The sequence below is a fragment of the Streptomyces sp. NPDC048479 genome (genome assembly GCF_040651435.1).
Lineage (GTDB): Bacteria > Actinomycetota > Actinomycetes > Streptomycetales > Streptomycetaceae > Streptomyces.
Genome location: NZ_JBEZKA010000036.1, coordinates 45,148 through 64,451, shown reverse-complemented (window position 1 = coordinate 64,451; position 19,304 = coordinate 45,148). Strand labels below are relative to the sequence as shown.

18 protein-coding genes are annotated in these 19,304 nt (G+C 69.2%); 11 read left to right on the top strand and 7 right to left on the bottom strand.

All coding sequences use genetic code 11. From position 1 onward, the window contains the following. Positions 1–51 precede the first annotated feature (51 nt). From AB0D12_RS35575 to AB0D12_RS35565, 3 genes are all read right to left on the bottom strand, one after another. Positions 52–489 (bottom strand): hypothetical protein, encoded by a 438-nt coding sequence (locus AB0D12_RS35575; protein WP_362692515.1) that lies wholly within the window; start codon positions 487–489, stop codon positions 52–54. Between the two features lie 236 nt (positions 490–725). Next, the gene (locus tag AB0D12_RS35570) at positions 726–2,276 is read right to left on the bottom strand and encodes a multicopper oxidase domain-containing protein (protein ID WP_362692524.1); all 1,551 of its coding nucleotides are present in this window, start codon (positions 2,274–2,276) and stop codon (positions 726–728) included. 201 nt (positions 2,277–2,477) lie between these two features. Further along, positions 2,478–2,966 carry an SgcJ/EcaC family oxidoreductase gene (locus AB0D12_RS35565; protein WP_362692512.1) on the bottom strand — a complete coding sequence of 163 codons (489 nt, stop codon included), beginning with the start codon at positions 2,964–2,966 and terminating at the stop codon, positions 2,478–2,480. Between the two features lie 147 nt (positions 2,967–3,113). On the opposite strand from AB0D12_RS35565, the gene AB0D12_RS35560 reads away from it, so the two are divergent. From AB0D12_RS35560 to AB0D12_RS35540, 5 genes are all read left to right on the top strand, one after another. Continuing rightward, complete coding sequence (locus AB0D12_RS35560; protein WP_362692509.1) at positions 3,114–3,290, top strand: hypothetical protein; 177 nt, start codon at positions 3,114–3,116, stop codon at positions 3,288–3,290. 5 nt (positions 3,291–3,295) lie between these two features. Further along, complete coding sequence (locus AB0D12_RS35555; RefSeq protein ID WP_362692506.1) at positions 3,296–3,763, top strand: GNAT family N-acetyltransferase; 468 nt, start codon at positions 3,296–3,298, stop codon at positions 3,761–3,763. A gap of 305 nt (positions 3,764–4,068) precedes the next feature. After that, positions 4,069–5,676: an adenosine deaminase gene (locus AB0D12_RS35550; protein ID WP_362692521.1), complete on the top strand. Its 1,608-nt coding sequence runs from the start codon at positions 4,069–4,071 to the stop codon at positions 5,674–5,676. Then, positions 5,677–6,684 (top strand): alpha/beta hydrolase, encoded by a 1,008-nt coding sequence (locus AB0D12_RS35545; protein WP_362692503.1) that lies wholly within the window; start codon positions 5,677–5,679, stop codon positions 6,682–6,684. 23 nt (positions 6,685–6,707) lie between these two features. After that, the gene (locus AB0D12_RS35540; protein WP_362692500.1) at positions 6,708–6,941 is read left to right on the top strand and encodes a hypothetical protein; all 234 of its coding nucleotides are present in this window, start codon (positions 6,708–6,710) and stop codon (positions 6,939–6,941) included. On the opposite strand, the gene AB0D12_RS35535 is transcribed toward AB0D12_RS35540, so the two are convergent. Both AB0D12_RS35535 and AB0D12_RS35530 read right to left on the bottom strand, forming a co-directional pair. Then, the gene (locus AB0D12_RS35535; RefSeq protein WP_362692497.1) at positions 6,928–7,878 is read right to left on the bottom strand and encodes an NAD-dependent epimerase/dehydratase family protein; all 951 of its coding nucleotides are present in this window, start codon (positions 7,876–7,878) and stop codon (positions 6,928–6,930) included. The genes AB0D12_RS35540 and AB0D12_RS35535 overlap by 14 nt on opposite strands. A 652-nt stretch (positions 7,879–8,530) precedes the next feature. Next, positions 8,531–9,055: a hypothetical protein gene (locus AB0D12_RS35530; RefSeq protein ID WP_362692494.1), complete on the bottom strand. Its 525-nt coding sequence runs from the start codon at positions 9,053–9,055 to the stop codon at positions 8,531–8,533. A 228-nt stretch (positions 9,056–9,283) separates the two neighbouring features. On the opposite strand from AB0D12_RS35530, the gene AB0D12_RS35525 reads away from it, so the two are divergent. The 6 genes from AB0D12_RS35525 (at position 9,284) to AB0D12_RS35500 (ending at position 13,843) form a co-directional block, all read left to right on the top strand. Next, positions 9,284–10,114, top strand: coding sequence for a VWA domain-containing protein (locus tag AB0D12_RS35525; protein ID WP_362692492.1), 831 nt, complete (start codon positions 9,284–9,286; stop codon positions 10,112–10,114). Continuing rightward, positions 10,107–11,219: an XdhC/CoxI family protein gene (locus tag AB0D12_RS35520; protein WP_362692490.1), complete on the top strand. Its 1,113-nt coding sequence runs from the start codon at positions 10,107–10,109 to the stop codon at positions 11,217–11,219. The genes AB0D12_RS35525 and AB0D12_RS35520 overlap by 8 nt, the downstream gene beginning before the upstream one ends. A 10-nt stretch (positions 11,220–11,229) precedes the next feature. Continuing rightward, entirely contained in the window at positions 11,230–11,925 is a 696-nt protein-coding gene (locus tag AB0D12_RS35515) for an SRPBCC family protein (RefSeq protein ID WP_362692487.1), read from the top strand. A gap of 65 nt (positions 11,926–11,990) precedes the next feature. Beyond that, positions 11,991–12,179 carry a hypothetical protein gene (locus tag AB0D12_RS35510; RefSeq protein WP_362692484.1) on the top strand — a complete coding sequence of 63 codons (189 nt, stop codon included), beginning with the start codon at positions 11,991–11,993 and terminating at the stop codon, positions 12,177–12,179. A gap of 112 nt (positions 12,180–12,291) precedes the next feature. Beyond that, entirely contained in the window at positions 12,292–12,894 is a 603-nt protein-coding gene (locus AB0D12_RS35505) for a TetR/AcrR family transcriptional regulator (protein WP_362692481.1), read from the top strand. 76 nt (positions 12,895–12,970) lie between these two features. After that, entirely contained in the window at positions 12,971–13,843 is an 873-nt protein-coding gene (locus tag AB0D12_RS35500) for a hypothetical protein (RefSeq protein WP_362692478.1), read from the top strand. Between the two features lie 133 nt (positions 13,844–13,976). Here the strand turns inward: AB0D12_RS35500 and AB0D12_RS35495 are convergent, their stop codons facing one another. After that, complete coding sequence (locus AB0D12_RS35495; RefSeq protein WP_362692476.1) at positions 13,977–18,545, bottom strand: glycoside hydrolase family 2 TIM barrel-domain containing protein; 4,569 nt, start codon at positions 18,543–18,545, stop codon at positions 13,977–13,979. A gap of 426 nt (positions 18,546–18,971) precedes the next feature. Beyond that, positions 18,972–19,292 carry a hypothetical protein gene (locus tag AB0D12_RS35490; RefSeq protein ID WP_362692527.1) on the bottom strand — a complete coding sequence of 107 codons (321 nt, stop codon included), beginning with the start codon at positions 19,290–19,292 and terminating at the stop codon, positions 18,972–18,974. Positions 19,293–19,304 lie beyond the last annotated feature (12 nt).

Sequence of the window (19,304 nt, the reverse complement as noted above, 5' to 3'; positions counted from 1 at the left end):
CGGAAGCCGACAGATCTACTCCAAGGCAACTGTGGCCAGTTGTCGCACGGGTCAGGCTCCGGCCCCCGACGGCACTCCAGGAGTCTCACAGTTGTCGTAGTACCCGCCCCAGGGCACCGAGGGTCCGGTCAGCGCCGGCCGGTTCCGGTGCGGCCGCAGCACTGCGGCGACCGGCAGCCCGTCCTCGTCGAGATCGACACCGTGATTGGGTACGTCATTGCCGCCCGCCCAGTACGGGCTCGCCTCGATGATCGTGGCGACCTTGAGCCCCGCATCGGTCTCCTTGGGCCGCAGGATCCGCATCCGGACGGTGTCGCGCCTGCCGTCACCGTCGCTGTCCGTCGCCGTCTCGATGTCCACCTGCTGTAACACCGCGTCGGCGCGGGAGAAGACGGGCTGCGTCCGGTTGCCGACGATCCTCAGCGCCGGATCGTCCGCCTGCGCGACGGGGGCGGGCAGCGCCGCCGGCAACGAGGCAGCGATGGCCATGACGCCCAGCCTCCGTACCGTACGGACAACAGTGGGTCTCGCCATCGTGCCTCCAGGGCCCGGGAAGTGACGATCACGCGGGAAGCGCGCGCACATTCCACCGCGTGTGCGCGCCCGGCGCCAGACCCCCTCCCGTCACGCGCGGCCCGCGGCCCGCGCGGTCCTGGGTTCCAGGTCGCAGGCGATGCTGCGCAGCGTCCGTCCACCGGGGAAGCTGACGCCGACGGCCTCGTGGGTCATCCCGGAGACTTCTCCTCCTGGGGGCCGAGCGCGTGGTGCGAGGCGGAGCCGCCGGTGAGGGTGGTGCTGACATTGCCCTCCTCGCCCGGCTCGACGACCAGGAACTGGCCCATCATGCCCTGGTCTTCATGGCGCAGGACATGGCAGTGGTACATGTACGGCGTCTTGTCGTCGGTGAGCGTGTCGAACCGGACCGCGAGCTTGATCGTGCCCGTGACCGGCAGGAATGCGGTGTCCTTGGGGCCCCGCATATGGGCGGGCGGTTCCCCGCCGTTCACCTCGAGTACGTTGAACGTGGCGCCGTGCAGGTGGAAGGCGTGCAGCCAGCCGTCGCCGCGCTCGATCTCCCAGATCTCGGTGGCTCCGGCCGCCACCACTTCGTCGACCCGGTTCATGTCCATGGTCTTGCCGTTGATCTGGATACCGACGAACGTGAATTTTCTCGTCTTTGCGGAGCCGGGGACCTCGATCGCCGCCGGAGCACCGGCGATCTGCGTGGGCAGCGCGGGGGAGTCCTTCAGGGTGGCGGCGGCGCGCAGCGCGATGATGTCGAAGGTGTCGTCCCCACCCACGAAGCGCCTGTCGGGGAAGCCGATGCCCAGATCCGGCTTGAAGCTGTGCAGCACGGCCTCCTCACCGGGCTTGAACTCGACGACGATCTCGGCGCGTTCGCCGGGGGCGAGCCGCAGCCGGGTGAGCGCCTGCGGGCGTTTGAGTACGCCGTTGTCGGTGGCGACGAGATGGAAGCTCCGGTCGCCGGGGAAACCGAGCTGGTAGATCCGCGCATTGGAGCCGTTGAGCAGCCGGAGGCGTACGCGGCGTGTGGTGACCTCGAAGTACGGATCGTAGATGCCGTTGACCAGGATGGTGTCCCCGAGCACGCCCATGTTGTCGACGGCGGCGATGTCGTCGCTGAGGCTGGTCTCGCTGAAGTCGAGTGATCCGTCGTCGTGGAAGTTCTTGTCCTGGATCACCAGGGGTATGTCGTCGATTCCGTACGCGGACGGCAGGCCGTTACGGTCCGACTCCTCGTCGTCGAGGATGATCATCCCGGCGACGCCGCGGTACACGTGCGAGCCGGTGGAGCCGTGCGGGTGCGGGTGGTACCAGAGGGTGGAGGCGGGCTGCCGCACGGTCCACTGAGGCCGCCAGGTCGCGCCGACGTTGATCGTCTGGTGCGGGCCGCCGTCCGTCGAGGCGGGCAGATGCATGCCGTGCCAATGCAGGGTGGTGGGCTCGGGCAGGTTGTTGCGTACGTTCATGGTCACCTTGTCGCCGCGGCGGGCGCGCAAGGTGGGGGCGAGGTAACTGCCGTTCGCGCCCCAGGTGTCGGTCTTCTTCCCGGGGAGGAGTTCGGTGCGGCCCGGGGCGAGTGTGAGGTCGTACCGCTTGCTCCCGTCGCCGGATGGGGACGGGTCGAGGAGCGGGGGGATTTTCAGCCGGCGTGTGAAGTCGAGCGTGCCGGTATTGCTGAGTTCGTGTCTGTTGTACGCCACAAGCCAGTTGGTGGCCCAGCCCGCGCCGGCCAGCAGTGCCGCACCTCCCATGCTCAGCAACAGGCGACGACGACCTAAGCGTGCAGTGGACATGGTGAGCATTCCCCCGTACGGACAGCGTGGTGTGCAGGTCGGTGGAGCTCATGGGCATGCCGGTGGAGCCGGGGCGGCTTGCTTGCCGCCCGCCATGGCGATCAGGAGTCTGCACCAGGCCGGTCGGGGCGTCCTCGTGCGCTGCCTGCTGCTCGGCGCTCACTGCTGGGCAGCGGGCACGAGCCCGGGGGCGACCTTGAAGGAGATGTTCTCCATGAGCGGTTTGGACTTGGTGTTGTGGAAGGCGGCGATACGCCACTGGCCGTCTGCCTCACGGACCATGGTGTACGTCTGGACCTTGCTGAGCTTCTTCGGCTGCTTGCCCCTGTAGGTGTCGCCGCGGCCGGTGACCACGGCGGTGTCGGGCCCGAAGAAGCGGATGTCCAGGATCTCGTCGGCGAGCCGGGTGCCCTTGACGAAGCCGGAGAACAGGGTGCGGTGGCTTTCGGTGATGTCGCTGCGGCCCCGGTAGTGGGTGCCGAGGAAGGTGGTGTAGGTCGCGTCGGCGGTGAACAGCTCGCCGTAGGCGTCGGCGTCGTGCAGGCGCCAGGTCTCGACGAGGGAGGCGATGACGGTGGAGATCGCGTGCTGGTCGTTGGTGGCGTCCATCAGATGCTCCAGGTGGTTGCGCTCCGCTGAAGATTGCATGACTGCAATATATGCGTGCATGCATGTGTGCGCAACGGGGTTCCATGGACATGGGTGAATCTGCAGGTGGGTGGGGTGACCGGGGGCCCGCGAACCCTGGTAGAGGCAGGGTGAGGCTCACGCACGGAGGCCGATTACCGTGGTGGCATGACCACGAACAGCCGACCGGACGACTGTCTGCGGGCCTGGCGCGGCCTCGTGCGGCCCCAGGACATCCATGCGGCCGCTGCAGGCGCGAGCCCGGCCGAAGTCCAGCCGCAGGACGACGCGCGCGTTCTCCTGGACCCGGCCGGCCGGCCCTTCCGCCTGTTCGTCCAGGGGTGACCGGAATGGGCAGCCGGGCAGTCAGAGAGGTCGTACTGATCAGGCGGGCAACCGCCCGGGACGCGAAGCGGCTTACGCGGCTGGTGCGTAACTCCCGTGCGTACGAGGGCCCGTACGCGCCGATGATCGCCGGATACCGGGTGGGACCCGACTACATCGAGACCCACCGGGTATTCCTCGCCGTCGGCGATGACGAGAGAGTGCTCGGCTTCTACGCCCTCGTACTGTCCCCGCCGGAACTCGACCTGATGTTCGTCGCCGATGCCGCACAGGGACTGGGTATCGGCAGGCAGCTGATCGAGCACCTGGTCGGCGAAGCGCGCAGCGCCGGGCTCTCCAGTGTCCGTATCGTCTCGCATCCGCCGGCGGAGGGCTTCTATCGCAGTGTGGGAGCGAACCGGATCGGCACAGTGAGCGCGAATCCACCCGCGGTGATGTGGGACCGGCCTGACATGGTCCTGCCGATCTCCTGACCGCCGCCTGCGGGAACTGCCGTCCGCGGCACGCCCGGTGGGGTCACGCGCACGGCTGCCCGTACACGGCCGCTGCCTCTTTCGGCTGCGAGCCGGGTGGGTGGAAGGCGACTTGAATCCGCCGAGGACTTCCGACCTATGAACTGCCGGTCTCCGGGTGCGGCACGTACCGGCCGGCCCCAGCCGTGCCTGAGCGGCTGTCAGCCCTCGGTCGACCGACCGACTTTCATTCTTTCAGGTGATCACGGCCTGTCGCTGCATCTGATGGAGGCGGCGCTGGCCACGATGCCAGCGTGATCAACGGGATGTGCCATGTCGCGCTGAAGCGCCGCGCCTCAGTTCTGCTGCCCCTGGCGGCGGCCCTGCTCGCCGCACAGCCTGCGGCCGACGCCGCTGCTGCTGACGCCGCTGCTGCTGACGCCGCTGCTGTTGACGCCGGCGGGTACCCGTCCTCGGTGGCCGAGCGGCGCGTGTCGGTGTATCTGGACAGCATCCGTGACCGGCCGGAGGAGCTGGCGTCGTTCTTCCGTGCACTGCCCAAGGGCGGCGATCTGCACAGCCATCTGTCCGGTGCGGCATCGACCGAGCTGCTGATGGACCTGGCCGTGGCGGATGGTCTGTGCATCGAGAACGTCACTCAGCGGGCTCTGCCCCCGCCGTGCCCGGCAAACAGTCGGCCCGCCGCCGAGTTGGGTAGCGATGCGGGGTTTCGGCAGCAGGTCCTGCGCGCCTGGTCGATGCAGGACTTCACGCCGGGCGAGGAGTCCGGACACGACCATTTCTTCGCCACCTTCGGCAAGTTCGGCGAGGCGACCTGGCGGCATCCCGGGAAGCTGCTGGCCGAGGTGTCGAACACGGTGGCCGAGCAGAACCAGTTCTACCAAGAGCTGATGATCACTCCGAACAGTCAGGGCGCCAGGGAGCTCGCCGACCGGGTCGGCTACGACGCAAACTTGTCGCGGCTGCACGAGAAGCTGCTGGCCGACGGCGCCATGGACCGGGTCGTGCGGCAGGCGCAGACCGAAGCCGACCAGGGCCTCGCGGAGTTCCGTGCCACCGCCCACTGCGACAGTGCGAAGCCGGATCCGGGCTGCGCGGTGCCGTTCCGGTTCATCTCCCAGGTGTCGCGGAACAGCGCTCCCGAGCGGGTTTTCACGCAGATGGTGCTGGCCATGGAACTGGCCGAACGCGACCCGCGGTTCGCCGCGGTGAACCTGGTGCAGCCGGAGGACGGGGCCGTATCGCTGCGGGACTACAGCCTGCACATGCGTATGCTCGGCCATCTGCATCGTGTCTATCCCCGGGCACACATCACCCTGCACGCAGGTGAACTGGCGCCCGGTCTGGTCAAGCCCGAAGACCTGCGCTTCCATATCGCCGAGGCGGTGATCGTCGCCCATGCGGAGCGCATCGGCCACGGTGTCGACGTCCGGCACGAGGACAGGGCCGACGAACTGCTGCAGACGATGGCAGCCCGTCGTGTCGCCGTGGAGGTCCCGCTCAGCAGCAACGACCAGATCCTCGGGGTCTCGGGTCCTGAACATCCCTTCCCGCTCTACCGGCAGCGCGGCGTCCCGGTCGTGCTGGCTACGGATGACGCGGGCGTCTCCCGGATCACCATCAGCGACGAGTACCTGCGCGCGGCCCGCTCGTACGACCTGTCCTACAGGGAACTGAAGGACCTGGCGCGCGCCTCGCTCGACTACGCGTTCCTGCCGGGCCGCAGCCTGTGGCGCACCCCGGACGGCTACCGCTCCGTGCGCGAGTGCGTTGCGGATCGTCCCGGGCCGCGCGCACCGGGACCGGGCTGTGCGGCGTTCCTCGCGGCGAACGCGAAGGCAGCGGTGGAATGGCGGCAGGAGGCGGCGTTCAAGGCCTTCGAGCGCCGGATTCTCGCGCCCGTCCGCAACTGAGTGCTCCTGCCGCGCTGGGCAGCCACATTGACGCTGGAGTGTTTGATGCGCACATGCCTACCGGTCTTCACCCTTGCGTTGGTTGCGGCAGCACTGATGGCATTGTCGGGGTGCGACGGCACCCCGGTCGAGACGAGCGCCGCAGCCGCCCGCGCCCCTACGCCGGCGGCCAAGGAGTTTTCCGGTCCGGTCGATGTGGGCGGCGGTCGCAAGATCTATCTGCACTGCAAGGGAAACGGGAGCCCCACGGTCATTCTGGAATCCGGGTTCCACGACTCGTCGGACACCTGGAACGTGACCGATACGCGGCCGCCCGTGCCGAATTCCCCGGCGGTCTTCCCCGGTGTCGCAATGTTCACCCGTGTCTGTGAATACGACCGGCCCGGAACCATCCGGTACACGGAGCCCCCCACACTCACCGCCCGCAGCACGCCCGTGACCGGGGCGCGCTCCTTGACGGGCATGGTCAGTGATCTCAACAAGGTGCTGACCGCGGCGAAAGTCCCCGGTCCGTACCTGCTCGTCGGTCACTCCTTCGGAGGAATGGTCACGCGGTTGTACGCCCAGAGCCATCCGAAGCAGACAGCCGGACTTGTCTTCGTCGACGCCTTCGGAACGAACATGAAGCCGTTCTTCGGCAAGGACTGGACTGCCTACCTGGAGTTGCTCAACCATCCAGGTACAGCCTTCGACGCAAAACGTGGCTTCGAGACCATTGACGTCGACGGCGCAATTGAAGCAGTTACCGGAGCACAGCCGATGCCGGATGTACCCGTCGCGGTTCTCAGTAAGGCGAAGCCCTTCGCTGTTCCGCCCCGCACCCCGAAGTCTCTCCTGACAAGTCTTGAGCGGGCCTGGCCGAAAGTTCAGCAGGCTCTGGTGGATCTGGGGCCGCAGACCCCTCATTTCCTGGCCACCGGAAGCGATCACTATGTGCAGATCCATGATCCTGACCTGACGATCAGTGCGATCAGGCTTGTCGTCGGCCGCGTCAGGAGCGGGTCGTAGGATCAGCATCGGTCCATGGCCTGATGATCTTGTCGGCGGGTGGTTCCTCGCTGCTGGGCCTGACGGCCGCGAAAGGCAGAGCTCTCGAGCGGTTCTTCCCCTGGTCGGGAATCCGATACGCGACCGCCACGGTCTCGACGGCCCCCGAGCGCCAGGCCGTCGGGATCGACGACGCGGTTGGTCCAGCGACAGGTGCCGATGTCGGCGACGAGGGAGTGCGGGTTGGCGCCCGCGGCACTGCGGTCACTGTCGGGTGAGCCACTCGCTGTACCACGCGAGGGTGGCGTCCAGTGCCTCGGTGAGCGGTGTGTGGTGCACACCGAAGGTCTCCTCGAAGGCCGACGAGTCCACGATCTGGGGCTCGGTGTGTTGGTAGAACATCTCGGCGTACTCGGCCATAAACACGTCGTCGAAGGGGCCGAAGGGGCGGGCCTCGGCGAGGATCATTGCACTCAAGGGCCGCTCGACGCGCTCTTCGATCATGGCGTGGATCTGGCGGGTGGTGAGGGCGGGCGCGGTGGGCAGGTGCCAGACGCGGCCATCGCCTTCCGGGCGTTCGCCCAGTGTGGCCAGGCCCGCGGCGACGTCATCGATGTACGTGTAGCTGTGCGGCAGATCGATGTCGCCCAGGCCCAGGATCTCGCCGCTGGTCAGCGCTCCGGGGAAGACGGCGCCGCCGAGGGTGGAGCTGACCACGCCGGGGCCGACGAAGTCGGCGGAGCGGCCCAGGACCACACGGGCGCGGCCGGCGCGGTGGGCGGCGAGGTACTTCTCGTCGAGGTCGGCGCGCATACGGCCCTTGCGGGTCGTCGCCTTCCACGGAGTGTCCTCGGTCATCACCGCGCCGCCGGTCTCGCCGTACGGGTAGAGGGTATCGAGCACGACCAGCCGCGCGCCGCCGGCTTCCGCCGCGCCCAGGACAGCTTCCTGGATGCGGGGCATCACCTCGACCTGCAGGTGATAGCCGACATTGACGCAGTGGTAGACGACGGCGGCACCGGCGACGGCGGCCCTGGCTCCCTCGGCGGTGCTGACGTCGGCGGCGTACCGATCCACACCCGTGACCGCCGGTCCGTCGGCCTTGCGGTCGACGAGGCGAACCGCGTGACCGCGGCGCACCAGCTCCTGGGCGAGCGCGGTGCCCGCAGGCCCTGAGCCGAGTACTGCGTGGAGGTCGTATGCAGCAGCAGACATGGCGTCTTCCGTCTCTTCTGTAGGTTATGGATGCTTGCTCTAGTTAGAGACTGTAACTCTAATAACAGTCTCTAGCAAGATGGTGTGTCGGAGGCAGTCGAAAGGCTCGCGTTGTCACTGGAGAGAGGAAAGCCGCCCCTGGCCTACGGCGCCCGGGGCCTGAAGGGGCCGCTACCGCGGCGGGCGTGAGGGGACGGGGGCGTGCACGGGCAGGCGTGCGCGGAAATCGCGGAAGGTGAGGCAGCGCGGCGTCCCGGTCGTGCCGCGCCGCGGCCTGTGGCGCACTGCCGGACGGCTACCGCCTGGCAGTGCGAGTGCGAGTGCGTCGCGGATCGTCCCGGGCTGCGCGAACCGGCCCCGACTGTGCGGGGTTTTGGTTGTGGTGAGGGCCCGTCGGGTGGTCGACGGGCCCTCATTTCCGGCCGGGCGTCACAACGCCACGTGAGGCACTCGGCGAACTTCTCGTGAGTGAACTGATCCTGGGGCTCTGCGTGCGCGCGGGCGACAGGATTCGAGGGCGGGGGCGGTGGCGACCTGCCGTTGAAGGCCGCGGCCGGGTCCAGCAGCGGACAACCGGCGCCGCGGTCCTGGGAGTGCGGGGCCGGACCGTCTCCCGACAGCCCGGGCCGGCGGTTGGGGCCAGCGGTTGGGACTATTCGGCGTCCGGGCCCTGCGCTCGCACCTGCTGAACGTGTTCGAGGGAGTCGCGCAGGTCGCTCAGCCACGTGTCCGCGTTGCGCTGTACCAGGCGGACGCACCAGGCGAGGGCTTCGCTGCGGCTTCGGGCGACGCCGCCGGCGATCAGGGTGTCGAGCGTCTGACGCTCGGGCTGGCGCAGCCGCGTCATCACCGGCGCGGACACCGTGGTGTACATGGCGCGCTTGCCGCCGCACTCCACACCCCACGAGACCTTGCGCCCGAACCGGTGCTCGGCCTCGCGCGCGACCCCGATGCGTTCATCGCGGGTGCGTTCCCGGAACTCCGAGATGCGCCCGTCCAGGGAAGCCTCGCGTTCCACCTCGGATGCCTCCGTGGCGAGGTCGGGCTCCGGGATCCGGCCGATGACCGTGATCTCCTCACGGTCCACGGTGACGTCCAGGAGTTCGGCGAAGAGTCCTTCCGGCAGCCGCCCGGCGAACCAACCGCGCAGCGCCTGTTCCTGCTCGTTGGTAATCATGTAATCCAGATTACGCCGCTGCTTCCTTGAGGGAAGAGGGTCAGCCCACGGCGTAACGCAGGTCCCGCCTCCGGTGTCCAGCGGCGGCACACCAAGAGCTCGCGTGTCGCTGGAGCCCGGCCTAGAGTTGCGTATATCAGAGCAGAACGGCAGATACCGCCTGCCTGCATCTCTGGGAGGGCATATGGCCCGTATCTCGCTGACGGTGGACGGCCAGGACCGGACCGCGTGCAGACCTTCCTGGGCGTGCTCGAACTCCTCGGGTCCGAGCTGCGTTCCGACGTCTACTGGGCGGGTCGGCTCACGCTCTGCGGTAGTCAGGACGACCTGGAACGGTACGACCGCGTCTTCGCCGCGTACTTCGCGCAGCAGCCGCAACCCGGTGACCGGGCGCGTCGCGTCCCGGAGCCCACGCCACTCCTTCGCCTGGTGGCCGCGGAGGCTGCCATGTCCGCCGAAGGGGAGGAGGACGGCGCGGCGCTGCCGGCAGCCGCCTTGGCCAGCTCGGCGGAGGTCCTGCGCCACCGCGACATGGCCGGGCTGTCCGCGCCCGAGCGGGCACAACTGCGGCGGCTGCTCGCGGCGTTCTCGTTGAGCGGTGAGCCGCGCCGCACCCCACGTCTGCGTCCGGCCCGGCGTGGCGGCGTCGATCCCAGGCGCACCGCCCGTGAGCTGCTGCGCCGTGGCGGGGAACCGGCCCGGCTGCGCCACCGTGCCCCCGCCACCAAGCCGCGCCCCACTGTGCTGCTGCTGGACGTGAGCGGCTCGATGGCCCCGTACGCGGACGCGCTGCTGCGCTTCGCGCACGCCGCCACCCACGGGCCGCAGTCCCGTACCCAGGCCGAGGTGTTCACCATCGGCACCGCTCAGATGCGGCGGCTGCGCCGACTGGCGCACCGGGTGGTGTGGGCCAACCCGCTCAAGGCGCGCCAGGGATACGCGCCGCTCGCGGCCGGTATGGCGGCGGCGCTGCCCAGCGTCGACGCGTTCGTCGAGGGGCACAGCCTGGGTGCGCTGGAGCGCCTGGCAGCAGTGGTGAGAGGTGCGTGCGATGCGTGAGATCCTCCCTGCGCTCAGCCGCTGGTACGAGGCCGGAACGCCCTTCGGGCTCGCCACCGTTGTCGCGGTCAGCCGCAGTGCGCCGCGCGGCCCCGGCGCGGCAATGGCGGTGGGGCCGGACGACGAAGTCGTGGGCAGCGTCTCCGGCGGCTGTGTGGAGGGGGCCGTTTTCGAACTCGCCAAGGAGGTCGTGGAGTCCGGTCAGGCACAGCTGCAGGCCTTCGGCTACAGCGACGAGGACGCGTTCGCCGTCGGGCTCACCTGTGGCGGTGAGATCACGCTCCTCGTACGCTCCGTGTCGGCCGCCGTCGACACCTCGTTCGGCGAGGTCGCAGCGTCCGTCGCCGAGCACCGCCCGGTGGTGGTCGCAACGGTGATCGACGGTCCTGCCCAGCGCGGCGCCACGCTCGCCGTGTGGCCCGAGTCGGTGTCCGGCTCGCTGGGATCGAGCGGCCTCGACGCGGCGGTCACCGCCGACGCGCGCGGAGAGCTGGCCCAAGGAGCGACGGGCCGGCGGCACTACGGCCCGCACGGCGAGCGGCGCGAGGACGACGTCACCGTGTTCCTGCAGTCCTTCGCGCCGCCACCGAGGATGCTGGTCTTCGGCGCGATCGACTTCGCCGCCGCGGTGGCCCGGATCGGCGCGTTCCTCGGCTACCGGGTCACGGTGTGCGACGCGCGCCCGGTCTTCGCCGACCCCCGCCGATTCCCGGACGGGGTGGAGGTGGTGGTCGACTGGCCGCACCGGTATCTGCGCGACACGGATGTCGACGCGCGGACCGTGATCTGTGTGCTCACCCACGACCCGAAGTTCGACGTTCCACTGCTCGAGGTCGCTCTGGACTCGCCGGCCGCCTACATCGGCGTGATGGGCAGCCGTCGCACGCACGAGGACCGACTGGCGCGGCTGCGGGAGAGGGGACTCGTCGAGACGGAGCTGGCGCGGCTGCGCTCGCCCATCGGCCTCGACCTCGGCGCCCGTACACCCGCGGAAGTGGCCGTCTCGATCGCGGCGGAGATCGTTGCTCTGCGCTGGGGCGGCAGCGGCAGCCCGCTGGCGGAGACAGCCGGAGCTATCCACCGTCCGCGTCTGAGGCCGGTGTGAGGAGGAGACCATGGAACTGCAGAACTCGTTCACCGTCCCTGTCCCCGTCGACGAGGCGTGGCGGGTGCTCCTCGACATCGAGCGGGTCGCCCCGTGCATGCCGGGTGCCACCGTGGACAGCGTCGAAGGCGAGACCGTCAACGGAGCCGTGAAGGTGAGGGTCGGCCCGATCACCGTGACCTACCGCGGCACCGCGACCTTCCAGGAGAAGGACGAGTCGGCACACCGGGTCGTCCTTGCCGCTCAAGGCAAGGAAGTCCGGGGCCAGGGCACGGCACGGGCCACCGTGACCGGAACGCTGGCCGATCGTGACGGGGGGACGGACGTCAATGTCGTCACCGATCTGACGATCACCGGACGGCCCGCGCAGTTCGGCCGCGGAGTCATGGCCGAAATCGGCGACAAGCTCATCGGCCGGTTCGCGGACTGCCTGTCGCAGCAGCTGGCCGGCGCGGAACCGGCTACCGACGGGCCCGCCGAGGCTGCCGCGAAGCCCAACGACAAAGAGCCCAACGACAAAGAGCCCAACGGCAGAGAGCCCAGCGGCACGGAGCCTTCCGTGGCCGCGGGTGCCGGAACGCGCGAGGCGGAGCCGATCGATCTCCTGCGTACGGCGGGAATGCCGATCGCCAAGCGTGTCGCGGGAGCCCTCGTTGTTGCCGCTCTCGCCGCGCTGACGCTCATCCTCATCCGCAGAATGCGATGACCGGCGCCGCCCTGCAGGGCTGACACCGGGCCCCTGAAATGGGTGGACACGCAGCGCCCCGGACGGTGGGACGAGGCGTCGTCCATAGCGAGACAGCGCTCGACGTCGATGAAGCGACCTGGGCTCGCGGCCGTGGCCGGGCCCTGGCCGGGTCCCTGCCCGTCCCCGACGACCCCTTCTTCAACAACCCGGCACGCGTGACCGCCGCACTGCATCACCTCGACGAGCTCATCGCTGATCTCCAGTCCGTGTAAGGGCGATGCCCCGGTGTGAGCCGGGTCGGCGGATCAACAGCAGTGGTATTGACGGGAGTTGGCCACCGGTTCCAGAATGACACGTCATTCCGTAGCAGGGAGGGACCCGGTCGTGGCGCAGGGCATGGCGGACAAGCGGGAGGCGATACTGCGCGCGGCGGGCAAGGTGTTCGCCGAGCGTGGCTACCACGCGACCGGCATCTCCGACATCGCCCGAGAGCTCGGGGCTGGGCACGGCACGTTCTACCGGTACTTCAAGAACAAGGAGGACATCGCGCGCAGTGTGGTCTCGCGCGCGCTGGGCCAGGTCATGGATGCCCTCGCCGACGAGGACCCCGGCTCCTGCCAGTCGGTGGCGCAGTACCGCGAACAGGTCCGGCGCATCGGCCACAAGCTCTTCGACCTCGTGGTGGCGGAACCCGCGCTGTGCCGCATTCTCTTCTACGACGCCATCGCGATCGACCGGGCCGAGCCGGATCTGGCAGGCAAGGCGATGGAAGCGGCGGCTCAGTACACGGCTGCCTTCATTCGCAACGGGCAGGACCGCGGCTTCCTGCGGCGCGATCTCGACGCTCACGTGGTCGGCCTCGCGGTGAACGGAATGATCGTGACCGGGGCGGTTCGGCTGCTGCATGCGCAGGATCCCGGCGCCATGCGTGATCCATGGATTCGCACGGTGGAGTCGCTCATGTTCGACGGCCTCGGCTCCCGCTGAGCCGCAGGCCCGCAAGGACCGCTCATTTCTTCTGCCTTGAGAACGGAATGACGTGTCATTCCGGAAAGGGAGCGCGATGGTCCAGGTGGATGTCTTCTGGTCCTATGGGATAGGCGCGAGTTTTGCGACCGCCGCCGCCCATCAGCTCGGGACCGGCAACGGCCGTGCAGGGCACGGCGGCCGGTGGTCCAACCCCTACCTGATGGGGACCGTCCTCTACTGCGCGGTGCTGTTCGCGCCCAGCGGCGCATGGCTCCTCTGGGGCTTTCCGGACTGGGAGACGATGCAGGTCGCAAGCGGCCACAGCTCGCTGCCCGGCTGGCTCGTCGCGCTGTTCGCCGCGACGAACGTGAGTCAGGGTGTGCTCGGCTTCCGGGTTGCGGAGCGGCTCATCGCCTCGGGCCGGGTGTACGCGGCTTTCCTGCAGGCGGGGGTCGGATACACCGGCATGTTCTTCATCCTTGTCCACGGCTGGGACGGCCGTGGGTACCAGCGGTTCTTCTCCGCCGACCGGGAGACGTTCGCGGCGGCGTGGCCGGAGCAACCCGGAGCGGGAGAGGCCCTGTCGCGTGCGGGCGACTGGCTCACCTCGCCGGTCGCGCTGACGCTGTACGCCATGGGCGTGGCACTCGTCCCGGTCATGCTGGCGCTGATGGCCTTCTGGATCCGCTCCGGCCAGCGCGATACGGGCGCCGAAACAGTGACGGGCCGCTTCCGCATCCTCGGCGCCGTGCTGGGGGCGGTCTTCGGGGTGGCGCTCGGCACGGCTGTCGTTGCCTCGGTCCTGGTGCACCTGCTGGGCTGGTGGTTCGGCGTCCCGGTCGCGGTCCTTCTCGCGGCGCTCCTCGTCGTACGACGGGGTGGTGCGGCCGATCGCGCCTTCACGATGCTTGCGCTGCCGGGCCGTCACGGCGGCCGGGGACGGAGGGTCCTCGCCACGGGGGACTGACCTGACCGTCATCGGCAGATCTGCACCGCGGCCGGCGCCGGGGTAGCGGCCCCTCGCCCAGGTCCGGCGCGCTGCCGGACCTGGGCCGCTCCCACCGGACCTCACCGGCTTCGTCCACCGGTGCCGAGCAGCGTCACCCCGCACCGCAGTGGACCGTGGCCGCCGCCCAGTCCGCATGGTCGTGGGCGTTGCCGTCGCCGCCGTCGGTCACCCGCAGCCGGAGCTTCTGTGCGCCGGCCACTTTGGCCTCGACGGCGACAGCCGCGTCCTCGTTGGTGAGCAGCCGGCTCGAGTGGACGCGCTCGCCGTCGGCGTAGACCTCGAAGACGACGCTGCCGTACGGGTCCGCCTCGTCGTCGAGACCGGCCTTGGCGGTGAACGTCGAGCAGTTGCCGCCCAGGAAGACCTCCACGCCCGAGTCGGCGTGCACGCCCAGGCCGTGCTCGTACGTCGTACCGCCGATCGTGAGGGTCTGTCCGTCGCCGGGGGCGGATTCGCCGTTGCTGGTGTTGCGCTCGACCGGGCCCCAGCCGTTGTCGGCGGTGATGAAGTCCATCGTGGACACATGCACATCACCGCGCGGCGGGGGCGGTGTTCCCTCGACATCGACGGTTGCCCTGCTGTCCACCCGCGCCCCGCCGGTGGAGGAGGCGGAGACCTGGGCGGCGACGGGCCGCATGCCGTCCGGGGTCTCCTCGCCGCGGGTGATGACGGCGGTCACGGCCGCCGACGTACCGGGGGCCAGGTCGCCGATGGGGGAGGTGCCCGGGTCGGCGGTCCAGCCCGTCGGCGGGTCGAAGGTCGCGGCGACATCCTTCAGCGGCGTGTCGCAGCGGTTGGTTACGGTCAGCTTCGCCGGCGTCGACCGGCCCGCCGGCAAAGTGGTGTCATCGGCGGTGAGTTGCGCGTCCGGAGTGCAGACCACCGGTCCTCGCGGAGTCCCGGTACGGGCCTCCGCACCGGTCAGCGGGCGCAGCCGCAGTGTGTACGCGTACTCCTGGTCGGGCTGCACCTGGTACTGGGGCAGCACGGTGTGGAAGGTTTCGCTGACCCCGCTGACGGCCTGGTCCAGGTGCAGCGTGTTGCCCTTCGGGTTCTTCCGCAGGGCGAACGGATAGGCGGCCCGGTCGATGCCGGTGTACGGAGTCACTCCCGCGGAGAAGTTCTGCGTCCCCGAGACCAGCAGGCCGCCTGTACCGTCGGACAGGGAAGCCCAGCGGACGCCCTCGTGGTTGCCGTAGTCCTGCGGCTTGGTGTAGCCGGAGAACTGCCGGTCAACGTTGGTCGCGTACACGCCGACGGGAGCGCCGTCCGTGCGGTCGTTGTAGCTCTCCTGCGGCCCGCGCCCGTACCAGGTGAAGGTGTCGTAGCGGTCCGGAAGCGTCAGGGCCAGGCCGATGCGGGGAAGGTAGGGCACCGTTCGGGCTTTGCCCTGGGCGTCGACGCGGTGGTCGATGCGTATCTCTCCGGTGCCCGTGACCGTGTAGCGCAGGGTCTGTGTGAAGGAGGAGCCCTTGACGCCGGGGGCGGCGGCCGTGCTGGGGACGGTGACGGTGACCGCCCCGTCCCGTTCGGCGACCGTGACCTTCCCCGGCGCGGTCTTGAGCCGGTCCAGTCCGGCCTCGCGCCAGGGGCCCTCCTCCGAGCCGATCTCATTGCTGACCGGCGGCCGCCAGGCGTCCAACTCCGGTCCCGCGCCCAGCAGTTCGCGCCCTCCCGCCTTCATGGAGATCAGCTCACCGCTTGTGCGGCCGAAGAGGTAGGAGAAGCCCTTCCCGGCGATCGTGATCCGGGTGCCGGTCCCGCTGGTCTTCACCTTGCCGGGCGCTTCGGCCTTGAGTACGCCGGCGAGCTGTCGACCGCCGATGTCGAACTGCTCGACGGCGACACGGTGTCCGGCCTTCGCCCAGCCGGTGTCCTTGGCCTGCACCGCCTCCACGGTCAGCTGGCGGTCGGCGCCCTTCGGGTTGGCCGGCGGCTTCGGCAGCTGGATTCCCGCCCTCTCACCGGGCTTGAGGGGGAGGGCTCGGCCGCCGCGGGCGAGGGTCCTGTCTCCCTCGGTGATCTTCCACTGCAGCCGCAGATCGCCGGTGCCGGTGAAGGAGCGCTCATTGAGCACGGTGATCTTGCCGGCTCCGGCACCCGGGGCAGAGATACGCACGGGTGCGTGGACGGCCGCCATGGCGCGGGCCTCGGGCTGAACGGTGCGGTCGGTGGAGACCACTCCGTCCACGCCGCCGGTGCCGGACCCGTACGAGTAGTAAGTCCCCTTCGTGGTGAGGGTGTCGAAGTCGAGCGCGAGGACCGCGTCGGAGGCGGGGTCGGTCTCCAGCTGCTGCGGGGTGAGCGCCGTGTGGTAGACGCGGACCTGGTCGACCGTGCCGTGCGTCATGCGGGTGGTGATGTTCTCCTGGCCGTTCTCGGGGTCACGGCCGATGTTCACTGGCTGGGCGGAGTACGCAATCGTGCCCTCCCAGCCGGTCGCGGCCACCTCCTTGCCGTCCATGAAGAGCTTGAGTGCGGCGCCGTCGAAGGTGGCCGAGATCCGGTGCCATGTCCCGTACCAGTCACCGGGCACCTTCGCCGCGGCCGCGTGCCAGGTGCCGCCGCCGTAGACGGAGAACTCCAGGGTGTCCTTGTCCTTCATCTTCAGCATGTAGCTGTGATTGCCCTTGGCGATCACGGTGAAGTCGCCGGTCCACTCGGCCGGCCGGACCCAGGAGTCAAGTGTGAGGCCGCCGGAGACCGCGTCGAGTTTCGGGTCCCGGTAGACCTCCACAAAGTCGTCCAGGCCGGAGAGCGCGAGCGCCTTGCCGCGGTGCCCGGCGACATGGTCCGGCTTTCCGGTGACGTAGGAGAGAATCCCGTTCCCCGAGGAATCGGGGGTGGTGACCAGCGGCTGGGTGATGTTCTGCTCCGCCCAGTCCCAGATGTAGCCGCCCTGCACCTGGGGGTATGTGCGGACCACGTCCCAGAATTCGCGGAAGTTGCCGAGCGAATTGCCCATGGCGTGGGCGTACTCGCCCATGATGATGGGCTTGGTGGTGGCCTTGGCCTTCTCCTCGAGGCCCGATGGTGAGGGGTAGCGCGGCCCCCATACGTCGGCGAACGGGGCGTCGCCGTCGGGGGAGTTGGACTGGTGGTAGACCGGCCGGGACGGATCGTTCTTGTCGAGGAAGTCCGCCATCGCGTAGTGCGCCTTGCCGAGCCCTGCCTCGTTGCCGGTGTCCCACATCAGCACGCTGGGGTGGTTCTTGTCCCGCTGGTACATCGCCATGAAGCGGTCCATGAACGCTTTCTGCCACTCGGGCCGCTCGGCCAGGCAGTTGTCGGGGCAGCCGTCGTGGTGGTGGGTCTCGATGTCCACCTCGTCGTCGATCCACAGGCCCTGCGCGTCGGCCAGCTCGTACAGATACGGATCGGACGGATAGTGGGAGGTGCGTACCGAGTTGATGTTGAGCTGCTTCATCAGCGACACATCGGACGCGGTGCGTTCGCGCGTCGCATGGCGGCCGGTTCCGGGGTCGGTCTCGGCACGGTTGGTGCCCTTGATCAGGATCCGCTTGCCGTTGACGAGCAGCTGCTTGTCCTTGACCTCTATCCTGCGGAAGCCGACCGGCTGGGCGGTGGTGTGCGTCACCTGGCCGTCCGCGCCCAGGAGTTGGACGACGAGGGTGTAGAGGTTGGGCGTCTCGTCGGTCCACTTCGCCGGAGCGGCGACGTCGGCCCCGAGGGTGGCGGATGGCACGCCACCGCCGGGATCAACCTGGCCCGACATCGTTGTCACCTTGCGTCCGCGCTGGTCGTAGAGCGTTCCGGTGACCTTGTGCGCACCGTCTGCCGCCGCGTCCTTGGCGGTCACATCGACCTTGGCGCTCAGCCGCGCATCACGGTACTGGGCGTCCAGTTCGGTTTTGATGGTGAGATCTCGTACGTAGGTGGCGGGTGTGGAGTACAGCTCGACCGAGCGGAAGATGCCCGCGAAGCGCCACTGGTCGTAGTCCTCCAGGTGGGCTCCCGAACTCCAGCGGTGTACCTGGAGCGCAATGGTGTTCTTCCCCGGGCGCAGATGCTCGCTGATGTCGAACTCGGCGGGCGTGTAGCCGCCTTGGTCGTATCCCGCGTACGCGCCGTTGACCCAGACCAGATAGCCGCTGGTGACACCCTCGAACCGCAGGAACGACCGGCGCTTCTGCCAGCTGCCGGGCAGCTCGAAGTCACGGACGTACGCCCCGGTCGGGTTGACGTCGTGCGGGACCTTCGGCGGGTCGTCCGGATACATCTCGGTGGGGATGTTGCGGAAGACGGGGTGGTCGAGACCGTCCGTCTGCCAGGTGTGCGGGACCTTGACGCTCTTCCAGCCGCTCCCGGCCGTGTCGTACCCGGGCGAGAAGAAACCCTTGGGGACATCCTCGGGACGTTTGGACATGTGCAGCTTCCAGGTTCCGTCGAGCGAGGCGGTCCACGGGCTGTCGGAGCCGCCTTCGAGCGCGCTCGCCGTGTTTGCGTACGGAGTCAACTCGGCGTGCGCCGGCTCCTGTCCGACCCCGGTCGCTTCCGGATCCTCGAGCAGTCGGTAGACGTCGGCGGGAGGGTCCGCGGCACCGGCTGCCGCGGCAGCCGCGGACGGTACGGGCGCCGCGAGCGCCCCGGCGAGGGCCAGCACGGCCAGTCCTCGGAACGTACGGCGGAGTCGGAGCATCAAGTGGACCACCCTCCTGGTGAGGTGTAAATCGCTCCAGAACCAACAGGACCGCACAGTAGCGAACGCGAACACGTGCGCCTAGAGGTCCGATGCGATGACTTCAAGCCCAGGAGAGAGAGGCGAAATGACTGTGCCGACGTGTGGCGATGGTCGCCGACCGGCACCTGGCGGGGCGTGTGGCGTCGCTTCACCACTTCTGGTTCGGGGTGGGTGTTGGAGGGTTGCGTGGCAACGTACGTGCTCATCCCCGGTGCTGACGGCCGTGCTTGGTACTGGCATCGCCTTGTGCCGGAGTTGCGTCGGCGGGGACACGACGTGGTGGCTGTCGACCTGCCTCGGGAAAGCTCCGCCGGGCTCGCCGAACACGCGGACGCTGTGGTGCGGGCGATCGGCGACCGAGCCGGCGTGGTTCTCGTGGCGCAGTCACTCGCCGGGTTCACCGCGCCTCTGGTCTGCGAACGGGTGGCGGTGGACCAGCTGATTCTCGTCAACGCCATGGTGCCGGCCTACGGCGAGACGGCAGGGCAGTGGTGGGAGAACACGGACCAGGCCGCAGCGCGTTCGGCGTGCGCTGTCGGGCAAGGACGCGGCCCGGCAAGGGCGCCGCAGCAGATCGAGCATGAGTCCCGCGCGGAAGCCCCCGGAGCGTGGCACGCTGAGGGCCGCCCGGCGCTGCAGCACGGTGGCGACGGCGTTGCTGAGCGCCGCGCCAAGCGCGAAGGAGACCGGCAGCAGGGTGTGCACCGTGGTCGGCCT

Bases quoted from the DNA above. Each gene is read 5' to 3' on its own strand.
- AB0D12_RS35575 (WP_362692515.1), bottom strand. From the start codon at position 489: ATGGCCATCGCTGCCTCGTTGCCGGCGGCGCTGCCCGCCCCCGTCGCG.
- AB0D12_RS35570 (WP_362692524.1), bottom strand. From the start codon at position 2,276: ATGGGAGGTGCGGCACTGCTGGCCGGCGCGGGCTGGGCCACCAACTGG.
- AB0D12_RS35565 (WP_362692512.1), bottom strand. From the start codon at position 2,966: ATGCAATCTTCAGCGGAGCGCAACCACCTGGAGCATCTGATGGACGCC.
- AB0D12_RS35560 (WP_362692509.1), top strand. From the start codon at position 3,114: ATGACCACGAACAGCCGACCGGACGACTGTCTGCGGGCCTGGCGCGGC.
- AB0D12_RS35555 (WP_362692506.1), top strand. From the start codon at position 3,296: ATGGGCAGCCGGGCAGTCAGAGAGGTCGTACTGATCAGGCGGGCAACC.
- AB0D12_RS35550 (WP_362692521.1), top strand. From the start codon at position 4,069: ATGTGCCATGTCGCGCTGAAGCGCCGCGCCTCAGTTCTGCTGCCCCTG.
- AB0D12_RS35540 (WP_362692500.1), top strand. From the start codon at position 6,708: ATGATCTTGTCGGCGGGTGGTTCCTCGCTGCTGGGCCTGACGGCCGCG.
- AB0D12_RS35535 (WP_362692497.1), bottom strand. From the start codon at position 7,878: ATGTCTGCTGCTGCATACGACCTCCACGCAGTACTCGGCTCAGGGCCT.
- AB0D12_RS35530 (WP_362692494.1), bottom strand. From the start codon at position 9,055: ATGATTACCAACGAGCAGGAACAGGCGCTGCGCGGTTGGTTCGCCGGG.
- AB0D12_RS35520 (WP_362692490.1), top strand. From the start codon at position 10,107: ATGCGTGAGATCCTCCCTGCGCTCAGCCGCTGGTACGAGGCCGGAACG.
- AB0D12_RS35515 (WP_362692487.1), top strand. From the start codon at position 11,230: ATGGAACTGCAGAACTCGTTCACCGTCCCTGTCCCCGTCGACGAGGCG.
- AB0D12_RS35500 (WP_362692478.1), top strand. From the start codon at position 12,971: ATGGTCCAGGTGGATGTCTTCTGGTCCTATGGGATAGGCGCGAGTTTT.
- AB0D12_RS35495 (WP_362692476.1), bottom strand. From the start codon at position 18,545: ATGCTCCGACTCCGCCGTACGTTCCGAGGACTGGCCGTGCTGGCCCTC.